Source organism: Streptomyces sp. ISL-94, from assembly GCF_018614075.1.
Classification (GTDB): domain Bacteria; phylum Actinomycetota; class Actinomycetes; order Streptomycetales; family Streptomycetaceae; genus Streptomyces.
In genome coordinates this window covers 1-11211 of record NZ_JAGGOZ010000136.1, presented here as the reverse complement: position 1 = coordinate 11211, position 11211 = coordinate 1, and the positions used below count along the sequence as shown (strand labels likewise).

General features: G+C 72.2%; 10 protein-coding genes and 2 pseudogenes. 6 read left to right on the top strand and 6 right to left on the bottom strand.

From position 1 onward, the window contains the following. Positions 1 to 272: 272 nt before the first annotated feature. Positions 273 to 1370, bottom strand: a complete 1098-nt coding sequence (locus J7E94_RS32980; RefSeq protein WP_215020510.1) for an oxidoreductase — start codon at positions 1368 to 1370, stop codon at positions 273 to 275. A gap of 305 nt (positions 1371 to 1675) precedes the next feature. Here J7E94_RS32980 and J7E94_RS32975 point away from each other — a divergent pair, with 305 nt between their 5' ends. The 4 genes from J7E94_RS32975 (at position 1676) to J7E94_RS32960 (ending at position 5629) form a co-directional block, all read left to right on the top strand. Beyond that, the gene (locus tag J7E94_RS32975) at positions 1676 to 2092 is read left to right on the top strand and encodes an SsgA family sporulation/cell division regulator (protein WP_215020509.1); all 417 of its coding nucleotides are present in this window, start codon (positions 1676 to 1678) and stop codon (positions 2090 to 2092) included. Positions 2093 to 2299: 207 nt separating this feature from the next. Further along, positions 2300 to 3940: an ABC-F family ATP-binding cassette domain-containing protein gene (locus J7E94_RS32970; protein WP_215020508.1), complete on the top strand. Its 1641-nt coding sequence runs from the start codon at positions 2300 to 2302 to the stop codon at positions 3938 to 3940. Between the two features lie 398 nt (positions 3941 to 4338). After that, positions 4339 to 5310 carry an acyl-ACP desaturase gene (locus tag J7E94_RS32965; protein WP_215020507.1) on the top strand — a complete coding sequence of 324 codons (972 nt, stop codon included), beginning with the start codon at positions 4339 to 4341 and terminating at the stop codon, positions 5308 to 5310. A 97-nt stretch (positions 5311 to 5407) separates the two neighbouring features. Next, positions 5408 to 5629, top strand: coding sequence for a hypothetical protein (locus J7E94_RS32960; protein WP_215020506.1), 222 nt, complete (start codon positions 5408 to 5410; stop codon positions 5627 to 5629). Here J7E94_RS32960 and J7E94_RS32955 read toward each other — a convergent pair whose 3' ends face one another. Then, positions 5630 to 5878: a WhiB family transcriptional regulator gene (locus J7E94_RS32955; protein WP_215020505.1), complete on the bottom strand. Its 249-nt coding sequence runs from the start codon at positions 5876 to 5878 to the stop codon at positions 5630 to 5632. It abuts the gene before it with no gap. 56 nt (positions 5879 to 5934) lie between these two features. Then, on the bottom strand, positions 5935 to 6729 hold the full coding sequence (locus J7E94_RS32950; RefSeq protein ID WP_215020504.1) for a VOC family protein: 795 nt from the start codon (positions 6727 to 6729) through the stop codon (positions 5935 to 5937). 141 nt (positions 6730 to 6870) lie between these two features. On the opposite strand from J7E94_RS32950, the gene J7E94_RS32945 reads away from it, so the two are divergent. Next, positions 6871 to 7533 (top strand): TetR/AcrR family transcriptional regulator, encoded by a 663-nt coding sequence (locus J7E94_RS32945; protein WP_215020503.1) that lies wholly within the window; start codon positions 6871 to 6873, stop codon positions 7531 to 7533. On the opposite strand, the gene J7E94_RS32940 is transcribed toward J7E94_RS32945, so the two are convergent. From J7E94_RS32940 to J7E94_RS32930, 3 genes and pseudogenes are all read right to left on the bottom strand, one after another. Then, positions 7517 to 8971, bottom strand: coding sequence for a DHA2 family efflux MFS transporter permease subunit (locus tag J7E94_RS32940; protein ID WP_215020502.1), 1455 nt, complete (start codon positions 8969 to 8971; stop codon positions 7517 to 7519). The two genes, J7E94_RS32945 and J7E94_RS32940, sit on opposite strands and share 17 nt — an antisense overlap. After that, positions 8968 to 9927 (bottom strand): alpha/beta fold hydrolase, encoded by a 960-nt coding sequence (locus tag J7E94_RS32935; protein WP_215020501.1) that lies wholly within the window; start codon positions 9925 to 9927, stop codon positions 8968 to 8970. Before J7E94_RS32935 ends, J7E94_RS32940 begins: the two co-directional genes overlap by 4 nt. 128 nt (positions 9928 to 10055) lie before the next feature. Next, positions 10056 to 10615: pseudogene (locus tag J7E94_RS32930) on the bottom strand (pyridoxamine 5'-phosphate oxidase family protein). A gap of 352 nt (positions 10616 to 10967) precedes the next feature. Between J7E94_RS32930 and J7E94_RS35195 the strand changes: the two are divergent. Then, positions 10968 to 11211, top strand: a pseudogene (locus J7E94_RS35195) (hypothetical protein); the annotation flags it as partial.

Sequence of the window (11211 nt, the reverse complement as noted above, 5' to 3'; positions counted from 1 at the left end):
GAACTTCAAACAGGACCTAGTTCCGACGGTTACCGGCGGGGGCGGGGACTCACGCCCCCGCCCCCGCCGCGTGCGTCCTGATCGTCAGCCGGGTGCGGCCCGGCTCGCCTCCACCCTCCCGGTCAGCGGCGTTCCGGCCAGGTGCGGCCCGGGCTCACCTCCACCCTCCCGGTCAGCGGCGTTCCAGCCGGGTGCGGCCCGGGCTCACCTCCACCCTCCCGGTCAGCGGCGTTCCAGCCGGGTGCGGCCCGGGCTCACCTCCACCCTCCCGGTCAGCGGCGTTCCAGCCGGGCCACCCGGCCCTTCTCCCCCGCCGCCCAGCAGCCCGCGTCCGGCGCGCAGTCGACGGTGTCGAACGAGCCCGCGTCCAGGGTCCGCCAGGTGCGGCCCCCGTCCAGCGTCACGTCCGTGCCCGTCGGGCCCACCGCGAGCGCGGTGCCGCCGCCGTACGGGTACCAGGCCGCGCCGGACCGGTAGGCCGGCGGCGGGGTGGCCGCCGGGCTCCACGTGCGGCCGCCGTCGGAGGACACGGCCGCGGCCTGCGGGGAGGCCTGTCCGGTGCGGTAGTCGCCGCCGACCGCGAGGCCCCCCGTACGGTCGCGGAAGGCGAGGGCGAAGACCCCGCGGGCCGGGTCCCCGGCCGGGAGGGTGGACTCGGCCGCCTGCCAGGTCAGGCCGCGGTCGGCGGAGTGCAGTACGCGCGCGGTCGCCCCGCCGCCCGTGGCCAGCCAGACGTCGCGCGGGCCCGCGGACACCAGGCACTGGCCGCTCGCCGCGAAGCCCGCTTCGCCGGGCAGCGCGGCCGGCATGCCCCCGGCGGGCAGGAGCCGCCAGCTCCGCCCGCCGTCGTCCGTCGACAGGATGCGGAACTTCCCGTCCACCGGGTCGCTCATCGCCAGTCCGTGCCGGGAGTCGGAGAAGGTGAGGCAGTCGTAGAAGGCACGCGGGTCGGGGTTGCGGAACGTCTCCGTCCAGGTGGCGCCGCCGTCCTCGGTGCGCAGCACCCTGGAGGCCTCGCCCTCACCGATCGACAGGGCCACGGCGCGCCGCGCGTCGAAGGCCTCGACATCGCGCAGTTCCAGTCCCTCGGCGACCGCAGCGGGCGGCGAGACGTCCTGCCAGCTGCGCCCGCCGTCCAGCGTGCGCAGCACCGTCCCCTTGGAGCCGGCCACCCAGGCCGTGCTCCGGCTGACCGCCGCCAGACCGCGGAACCGCGCGTCCTTGCCGGTGTCCTTCAGCGCCCAGCCCGCGCTCGGGGCACCGCCGCCCCCGAGGGCCGGTAATGCTCCGTCGGCCTGGGCGGGTGCCGCCGACAGCCCCACCACCAGCGCCGCCGCGCACAGGCCCGCTCCCACTTCCAGAAGTCTCATGGCGCCGGAAGCTAACGCACCTCCGATTCCGCGTCCAGGGTGCGTCCCCCGGAGGCGCGTTGGGCCTGTGGAGTGAGCGGTAACAAGCCCTTTTGCGGCCTCTCCGGAACCGGTGGAACCGACCGGCCCGCCGTCCGCCCCATCCCCCCATTGGTCACTCTGTGCGATCACACGGATGGATTCCGGCCAATCCGTGACACAGGTCACGTCACCCCGCCTGCACGGATTTGCCGATTCCGGCGTCTATCGGGTTGCCGGGTTCCACCCCCCAACCCGGCAGCAGATCCGCCGCAAGGGAGTGAGCCTTGATCACTGTCATCGAGCAGGCCGTACAGGCCCGTCTGGTAGCCACCGCGCCGAAGGTCGAGACCGTGCCCGTCACCCTCTGCTACGACCGCGCGGATCCGTACGCCGTGCGCATGGCGTTTCCCGCCCCGGCCACCCTGGAGGGCATCGAGGTCTCCTGGACCTTCGCTCGGGAGCTGCTGGAGTCCGGGCTGGACCGCCCGTCGGGCTGGGGCGACGTGCGCGTGCGCCCGTACGACGCCGACCGGACCACGATCGAGTTCCACGCGCCGGAGGGCGTGGCGGTCGTGCTCATGGTGACGGGCGAGCTGCGCCGGTTCCTGGAGCGGGCCTCGACCGTGGTCCCGCCCGGCCTGGAGCACCTCTACCTCGACATGGAGCAGAGACTGGCCGAGCTGATGCGCGACACCCGCTGAGGCCCGCCCGCCCGTCCGCCGGCCCCCAAATTCGTTTGCGGGGCGGCTCCGGCCGCCCGTAGCTTCGTAGACGCCCCATCGCCGTCGAAACGGAGCAGGACATTGCTCGTCTGAGGTCCGAGACACCGACCACCGACCACGACCACTGATCGACCGTCGGCTGTCTCCCCGTGTTGCACGCACCGCTCACGCAACCTGGAGGCCTCCATGAGTCATCCCCCTGCTTACGTCACCTGCTCCGCGCTGTCCTTCGACTGGCCCGACGGCACTCCCGTCTTCGACGGGTTCCACCTCGCCGTCGGCCCCGGCCGTACCGGACTGATCGGGCTCAACGGCTGCGGGAAATCCACCCTGCTGAAGCTGATTGCGGGCGAACTGGCGCCGTCCGAGGGCAAGTTGTCCACCGCCGGCACCGTCGGCCACCTCCCGCAGAACATCACCCTCGACACCGCGCTGCGCGTGGACGAGGCGCTCGGCATCCACACCACCCGCGCCGCCCTGCACGCCATCGAGGCGGGCGAGGCCACCGAGGCCGACTTCGCCGCTGTCGGCGACGACTGGGACGTGGAGGAGCGGGCCCTGGCCACGCTCGACCAGCTCGGGCTCGCCCGGATCGGGCTGGACCGCACCGTCGGGGAGGTCTCGGGCGGCGAGGGCGTCCTGCTGCGGCTGGCCGCCCTGCTGCTCGCACGCCCCGACGTCCTGCTCCTGGACGAGCCCACCAACAACCTGGACCTGCGGGCCCGGGGCCGCCTGTACGCGGCGGTCGAGTCCTGGACCGGGGTGATGGTCCTGGTCAGCCACGACCGGGAGCTGCTGGAGCGGGTCGACCAGATCGCCGACCTGCGCGACGGCGAAGTCCGCTGGTACGGCGGCAACTTCACGGACTACGAGCACATGCTCGCCGCCGAGCAGGAAGCGGCCGAGCGGATGGTCCGGGTCGCGGAGGCCGACGTACAGCGCCAGAAGCGCGAACTGGCCGACGCGCAGGTCAAATTGGCCCGGCGCAAGCGGTACGGCCAGAAGATGTACGAGAGCAAGCGCGAGCCGAAGATCGTGATGGGCGCCCGCAAGCGCGCGGCGCAGGAATCGGCCGGCAAGCACCGCATCATGCACACCGAGAAGCTGGCGCAGGCGAAGGAGCGCCTGGACCAGGCGGTGGAGGCAGTACGCGACGACGACACCATCCGGATCGAACTGCCCGCAACCCAGGTGCCGTTGGGGCGGCGCGTCCTGACCCTGAGCGAGCTGCGCCCGGTCCACGGGGCCGTCGTACCGGGCGAGTGGGAGCTGCGCGGCCCGGAGCGGATCGCGCTGGTGGGGCGCAACGGCTCGGGCAAGACCACGCTGCTCCGCACGATCGCGGGGCTCATCGCACCGGAGTCGGGCTCGGCGGTGACCCACGTCGCGGCGCGATACCTGCCGCAGCGGCTGGACGTGCTCGACGAGAGCCGTTCGGTCGTGGAGAACGTGGCGCGGTTCGCCCCGCAGGCCACGAACAACCTGATCCGGGCGCGGCTCGCGCACTTCCTCTTCCGGGGCGCCCGCGCGGACCGGCCGGCCGGCACCCTGTCGGGCGGCGAGCGTTTCCGGGCGGCGCTGGCGGCGCTGCTGCTGGCGGAGCCCGCTCCGCAGCTGCTGATGCTGGACGAGCCGACGAACAATCTCGATCTGGCGAGCGTGAGGCAGTTGACGGTCGCGCTGGACGCCTACGAGGGCGCGCTCGTGGTGGCGAGCCACGACGTGCCCTTCCTCGAGTCCATCGGCATCACGCGGTGGCTGCTTCTGGACGGCGAACTGAGGCCGACCACGGCCGAGGAGGTCCGGGAGACGCTGTGGCACGGGTGAGCGGCTACCCGGCATAAGGGGCTTTCTGTAGCGAGGGTGCCCATTGCTTCCGCTTCGGTCGCGGCGCCGAGGGGAAGGCGTACGCCGGAACAACCGGGTCCGCCGCCTGCGTCGCCGACTCCAACGATGCCCTGCGGGCTCTGATCACCGCCGTCAAGGCGTGAGGGGCGGATCACCTTCTGGCGTGACGGTGGTCTCACCTGGCGCGGCCCGCGGTCCGCTTTCGGTGCAACTTTCCCTTCCGCTTCGCCGCCAGACCCCCTCGGCAACTGCACAGATAACTGGATGTAACCAGACATAGGGACCACCGGGGCTTGGCTCGTCTTGATGTCGCGCTTAACCTACGACTCCGTAGGCTACGGAACCGTAGGTAATTCGCTTTGCACTCAGGAGTACCCGTGACGATCACCTCTCCCCACCTCGGCAGCTCGGAGGCGTGGACCGACGCCAAGCTGCTGTACGCGCTGGAAGAAGTGGTCGAGAAGGAGCTCAATCGGCATCTGCAGGTCACCAAGGACTGGATGCCTCACGAGTACGTGCCGTGGAGCGACGGCCGGAACTTCCCCGGCTTCTTCGAGGACGGCGAGGCCTGGGACCCGGCGCAGTCCAAGGTCACCGAGATCGGCAAGATCGCGCTGGTCGTGAACCTGCTGACCGAGGACAACCTCCCCAGCTACCACCACGAGATCGCGACGCTCTTCGGCCGCAACGGCGCCTGGGGCACCTGGGTGCACCGCTGGACGGCCGAGGAGGGCCGCCACGGCATCGTGATGCGCGACTACCTGCTGGCCTCGCGCGCCGTGGACCCGGACAAGCTGGAAGCGTTCCGGATGCAGCACATGTCGGAGGGCTTCGAGTCCGACAACCGCCACTCGATGCTGCACTCGGTGGCGTACGTGGCCTTCCAGGAGCTCGCGACCCGCATCTCGCACCGCAACACCGGCCACCAGTCCGGTGACCCGGTCTGCGACCGGATGCTGGCGCGCATCGCGCAGGACGAGAACCTGCACATGATCTTCTACCGCAACCTGCTGGGAGCGGCCTTCGAGATCGCCCCGGACCTGACGATGCAGGCCGTACGGGACGTCGTGGTCAACTTCCGGATGCCCGGACACGGCATGCCCGGCTTCGAGCGGATGGCCGCGCAGATGGCGATCGGCGGGGTCTACAACCTGCGGATCCACCACGACGACGTGCTGAGCCCCGTGATCCGCTTCCTGAAGATCATGGACATCGACGGTCTGGGCCCCGAGGGCCAGAAGGCCCAGGAGGAGCTCGGCCTCTTCATGGACGGCCTGGACTCCGAGGCCCGCAAGTTCGACGAGCGCCTGGCCGCCCGCGCGGCCCGCATCGCGGCCCGCAAGGCCTGACCTCAGGCTTGAGGGATCGGCCTGACCGATTCCCGCCCGCTCGCCCGAGTGACGCCGATTGCCCTGGCAGAGCCGTGCTCTGCCAGGGTTTCGCGTCATGACCTCGCTCCGGGTGGCCATCGACCAGCCGGCCCGCCTGACCCGCGCCCTGGACTCCTCGCTGCTCTCCCTGCGGGAGGCCCGGCGGGCGCTGGACCACGTACGGGCTTGGTGCGGGTCGTTCGCACCCCCCCGCCGGGAGGAGGTCGGAGGTGACGGGTTCGAGCTCGCCCTGCGCGTGGGGCTGGTCCGGCGGAGCGGGAAGGGGGCCCGCACCTGATCAGGGGCGGCGGGTGCGCAAGGCGTGGCGTTCGGATTCCGAGAGGCCGCCCCAGACGCCGAAGCGCTCGTCATTGGCCAGGGCGTACTCCAGGCACGCCGCCCGCCCCTCGCACGCCCCGCACAACCGCTTCGCGTCCCGCAGTGACGAGCCCGGCTCCGGGAAGAAGAAGCCCGGGCCCGTCTGGGCGCAGAGGGCGAGGTCGTACCAGGCGGTGGCGGTGGCTGCGGCAGTGGTGTTCATCGACATGCCAGAGATACTGACCGCCGCGGATGGACGTCCGATCAACGCCCGATCAATACGTGTCACGCTCCCGTCGTCGGGACGCTGGCTATGACCGCGAACCGGGCCCCGAAGGGATCCGCCAGCTTGGCGAAGCGGCCGACGCCCTCCATGGAGACCGGCGACAGGCGGACCTTGCCGCCCGACTCCTCCGCCCTCGCCGCCGTCTCGTCGCAGTCGACCACCTCGAAGTACGGGGTCCAGTAGGGCCGTCCGGTGTCCTCCACCGGGTCCGCCGAGATCGGGACCAGGCCGCCGAAGGCCGCCTCGTCCGTGGTCCCGGCCGGCCTGACCATCGTGTACGTGCCGCCCTCGAACGGCATCTCGCTGATCTCCCAGCCGAAGACCGCTCCGTAGAAGGAGGCCGCCGCGGCCACGTCGCCCGTGTACAGCTCCGTCCAGCACATCGTGCCCATGTCCGTCACCGCGTCCAGGCCCTTGTTCTTCCTGGGCTGCCACACCCCGAAGCTCACGCCCGCCGGGTCGGCGAATATCGCCATCCGGCCGAAGTCCATGACGTCCATCGGCTCGAACGTCACCGTGCCGCCCGCCTCGGTCACGGCCGCCGCCGTCGCGTCCGCGTCGGAGGTCTGGAAGTACACCTGCCAGGCACACGGGCCCCGGTCCGCCGGGACGGTCATGACGCCCGCGACCGTCCTGTCGCCGAGGCGGAACATCCCGTACCCGCCGACCTCCTCGCCGCCCGCCAGGAAGTCCCAGCCGAACAGTCCGCGGTAGAACCCGGCGGCGCCGTCGATGTCCGGTGTGCCGAGGTCCACCCAGTTCGGGGAGCCGTCCTTGTAGTCCGTGGTGAGCATGGTCCGCACTCCTTCCGGTCTCTGCTGTCCTCTGGCTCTGCTCTGGCTGCCTTCTCCTCTCCGAGCATCGCACCCCCCACTGACAGCGGCCCGGCTCCCGCTCCACAGAGTGCACGACCGTGCGTTCGGTAAGGTGGTGCCATGGCAGACGGACGCGTGGAGCGCGGGAACCAGACGCGGCGGACCGTTCTCGACCGGACCATGAGCATCGCCTCCGTGGACGGTCTGGAAGGCCTGTCCCTGGGGAAGATCGCCGCGGACCTCGGTCTGAGCAAGAGCGGTGTCTTCGCGCTCTTCGGCTCCAAGGAGGACCTTCAGCTCGCCACCGTCCGCGCCGCCGTGGACGTGTTCGTCGAGCAGGTGGTCCGGCCCGTACGCCAGGATCCCGCCGGCCTCGCCAAGGTGTGGAAGGTGTGCGAGCGCTGGCTCGACTACTCCGGGCGGCGCATCTTCCCGGGCGGCTGCTTCTTCTACTCCGTCTCCGCGGAGTTCGACTCGCGCCCCGGCCCCGTACGCGACGAGGTCGCCAAGGTGCGCTCCGACTGGACGCGCTACATCGAGCGGATCCTGGACGAGGCCCGGCTGGCGGGCGCGTTCCGGGACGGGGTCGACGCGGCGGACGTGCCGCAGCTCACCTTCGAGGTGATCGCCTTGATGGAGCTGGCCAACGCGCACTCCGTCCTGCACGACGACCCGGTGGCATACGAGAGGGCCGGCCGAGGCATCCTCGACCGGCTGCGGGCGGTGGCGGCCGCCCCGGAGGAACTCCCGGACCGGCCGCCCGCCGTCAACTCCCCTTCTTGACCGCGCCCCGTACCCGCATAGACCAACCGGCGGCCGCCGCGCCCAGAGCGGCGACCGCCACCAGCAGGAAGACCGCGCGCCAGTGGTCGCCGGCCCCGGTCAGCAGGGCCGCGGTGGCCGCGACGCCCAGCGCGCCGCCGAGTTGGCGGGCCGTCATCAGCAGGCCCGTGCCCGCCGCGAACCTCTGCGGCGGGAGGGCGGCCGAGGCCGCCGTGGAGAGGGCGGTCAGGACCACGCCGATGCCGAGTCCGCCCAGCAGGCCGGCCGGGAGGAAGATCTGGGCGTACGAGGTCGAGGCGTCGGCCCAGCCCCACAGCAGCAGGGCGTTGGCGGCGAACAGCAGGGAGCCGAGGGTGACCGCCGCCCATTGCAGGCGGGCGGGAACGCGGCGGCCGACGAGCCAGGCGCCGACCGTGGCCAGTACGGCTCCCGGGGTGACGCCGAAACCGGCTTCGAGGATCGAGTAGTCCCACCGTGCGATGAGGTAGGAGGGCCCGGTCAGCAGCCATGCGTACATCCCGGCGCCGAAGAGCAGGGCGCCGATGTTGGCACGGGCGAAGACGGGGTCGCGCCACAGGTCGCGGTCGACGGCCGGGGCCGGGTGCCGGCGCGAGCGGTGGAGGGCGGTGGCGGCCGACAGGGCTCCGCCGGCCAGGAGTCCGATCACGGCGGGGTCGGTCCAGCCCCACTCCTCGCCCTGGGAGAGGCCGGTCACCACGCCCGCGATGCCGAGCGCGAGGGCGAACGTACCGAGCGGATCGGGCAGTCGGCGTACCGTACGGGCGTCTCGGGGGAGGGCGCGGGCGGCGGCCCAGCAGACCGCCAGGCCCAGCGGCACATTGACGAGGAAGATCGCGCGCCAGTCCCACACCTCGACGAGCAGTCCGCCGAGGCTGGGGCCGACGGCGGCGGCGAGCCCGCCGGCGGCGCCCCAGGCGCCCAAGGCCGCGGCCCGCCGGGCGGGCGGTGTGTGGGCGAGTACGAGTCCCAGCGCGGCCGGGATCATTCCGGCGGCCGCCGCCCCCTGGAGGGCGCGGGCGAGGATCAGCAGTTCGGCGGTGGGGGCCGCGCTCGCGGCGAGCGAGGTGAAGGTGAAGGCGAGGGCCGAGCCGAGGAAGAGGGCGCGCCGGCCGAGGGTGTCGGCGAGCCGCCCGGCGGCGGCCAGCAGGGCGGCGAACAGCACGGCGTATGCGCTGACCACCCAGGTGAGCCGGGCCAGGGACACATCGGGGAAGGCGCGCCGCAGGTCGGGGAAGGCGACGTTGACGACGGTGGCGTCGAGGAAGGCGAGGAAGGTGACGGCGCAGGCGAGGAGGAGGATCCGCCGGGGGTGGGGCCCGCTTTCGGCCGGGCCACTGTGGGCGGGACCGGTTCCGGTGCCGGTGGGGCCGGGGGCCGTAGGGGCGGCGCCGGTGGTCTGCGGACCGGAGCGCGTCATCGGGCCACCGCCGAAGCGCCGGTCGCCGACGGCACGGACGGAACGGCTGAAACGGACGAGTCGGATTGCCCGGACGCCGCGGACGGCTTGGACAGCCCGGACGGCGGCGTAGGCGATGTGGCGAACTCCACCGCTGCCGCGATGACTTCCCGGTCCGCCAGGATGCGCCGGTGGCCAAGGCCGCTGGTCTCGACCAGGCGGGCCCGGGATCCGTAGGCCGCGGCGATCGCGCGTGACTGGGCGGGGGTCGCGACATCGTCGTCCGCGTCGTGGATGAGGAGGATCGGCATCGACTCCTCGACGGGGCGGTGGGTGGCGTCGAGGCGCTGCCAGATGTCGGCCTCGCCGGGGAACAGGCGCTGCTCGATGTGGCGGCGCAGGACGCGCTCGACCGCCTCGCCCACACCCAGTCGGGCGCGGAACTGGTCCAGCAGGTAACCGAACTCTGCGATGCCCCCGATGGCGACCACCCGGTCCGCGCGGACCCCGTCCCGCAGGGTGAAGAGGCTGGCGAGGACGCCGATGGAGTGGGCGAGGACGGCCGAGAAGTCCCCGTACTCGGCGTGCAGCCGGCTGATGATCTCGCGGTAGTCCCGGACCGTGGAGGCCCGGCCGCCGGACTCGCCGTGGCCGGGGGTGTCGAAGGCGATCACCGTGTGCCCCTGGGCCCGTAGTGCGTCGACGAAGCCGGCGAGCCGCGAGGCGCGCGAGGACCAGCCGTGGACCAGCAGAACGGGCCGTCCGCCGTCGCCCCACCGGTACGTGGCGACGGGTATGCCGCGCACGAGCATCCGGCCGGTCTCGGCCCGCGCCATGAGCTCCGCCTCCTCGGGGCGGAGCCGCGGGCGGCCGAGGGGCCGGACGAACAGCGCGAACGCACTGGGTCCGGCCAGGCCCGGGGTGAGCCGGGCGGTGACGTCGAGGGTGGTGCGCAGGAGTGAAGCCGTGGGATGCATGCCCGGTTCTCCGGATCTCCTCTGGCCACCGGCCAGGCGGCCAGGTGGCACCGGCAGGGTGACGAGGAGATATTAGCACGATCGTTCGTGTTGTTTTTGGGTGCTTCACATCCAAACGCTCCGGACGCTCAGAACGCCCACCGCGTGTGGGTGTAGACCCCGCCGTCCCGGCCGAAGCCGTACGCCGTGGCCGGGGCCACCGCGAACACCACCGCGTCCCCCTTGCGGAACGCGTCCCCGATCCCGTGGAAGGTCCCCTCGGGCGAGGTGATGTGCGACCCGTACTTCGCCTCGTACGCCGCGATCACCTCCTCCAGCAGCGCCGGATCGGCAACCGGCTCCGCCGTGCCCTCGACCACGAGGTCGAGCCCCTCCGTGAGCGAGTTTCCCCCGGTGGTCAGCGCACAGTGGCCGTCATGGGCGAGGTTCTTCGCCTTCTGCTCCCCGCGCCGGTCGAGAAGTACAGCACCCCGTCGTGCCAGGCGGTGATCACGGGAGTGACGTGCAGCCGGCCGTCGGGCCGCACCGTGGACACCCAGAAGATCTCGGCGGCCTCCAGCCGCCGCTGGGCCTCGGCCCACTCGGCGGCGGTGACGTCCGTGGCCCCCGGGCGGGGATGGAGCGCGGAGCTGTAGCGGGCATCGAGCTCGGTCGTTGCGGGTTGCTTCGCGGGTCCTCGTGCGGGCATGGCGGATCTCCTTCCCGTCCCCATAACTACCGGCGGCCCGCGCAGAAACCGTCGCCACGCCCCTCCGCGCGCTCACGGGTGGATGTGCCTGCCGGCGCCGCCATCGCGGGCCTGCGCATTCGTCCCCGGCTCCGTCCGCCCCCCCATCGGCTGGACACGTTCCGGGGGTTGGAACTGCTGTCTGGTGACTGGGTTTGAGTGTGTTCTGGCGTGGATGAGTGAGTGCCTCGTCCGTGGTGGTGGGTCGATGCCGGGCGGGAACGGAGGTTCTTGCATCGAATGGGTGACCTTTGTTGGGGGTGGTCGTTGGGTGGGGGATGGGTTCTTTCGGTACCGGGGTGGGTGCTGGGTGGTGGGTGGGTTGCGGGAGTTGTCGGCGCCGTTCGTCGCGCTCGGGCCCACGGGTGTCGCGGTACGGACCCGGCTGAAGGATTTGACGGCTGGGGATGAGGAGGTGCTGGCCCTGGTGGGCGCGCACCTGGGCTCGCTCGCCTCGAAGTACCTCAAGACGCGGTGCGCGGACCGGCTGGGGCACTCCGGCGACACGTGGGCGGTCCGGAAGCGGGAGCTGACGGCGCTCTCGTCGTCGCGGTGGG

Coding starts and splice junctions, on each gene's coding strand:
- J7E94_RS32935 (WP_215020501.1), bottom strand. CDS start 9,927: ATGCATCCCACGGCTTCACTCCTGCGCACCACCCTCGACGTCACCGCC.
- J7E94_RS32980 (WP_215020510.1), bottom strand. CDS start 1,370: ATGAGACTTCTGGAAGTGGGAGCGGGCCTGTGCGCGGCGGCGCTGGTG.
- J7E94_RS32955 (WP_215020505.1), bottom strand. CDS start 5,878: ATGTCGATGAACACCACTGCCGCAGCCACCGCCACCGCCTGGTACGAC.
- J7E94_RS32950 (WP_215020504.1), bottom strand. CDS start 6,729: ATGCTCACCACGGACTACAAGGACGGCTCCCCGAACTGGGTGGACCTC.
- J7E94_RS32960 (WP_215020506.1), top strand. CDS start 5,408: ATGACCTCGCTCCGGGTGGCCATCGACCAGCCGGCCCGCCTGACCCGC.
- J7E94_RS32940 (WP_215020502.1), bottom strand. CDS start 8,971: ATGACGCGCTCCGGTCCGCAGACCACCGGCGCCGCCCCTACGGCCCCC.
- J7E94_RS32945 (WP_215020503.1), top strand. CDS start 6,871: ATGGCAGACGGACGCGTGGAGCGCGGGAACCAGACGCGGCGGACCGTT.
- J7E94_RS32970 (WP_215020508.1), top strand. CDS start 2,300: ATGAGTCATCCCCCTGCTTACGTCACCTGCTCCGCGCTGTCCTTCGAC.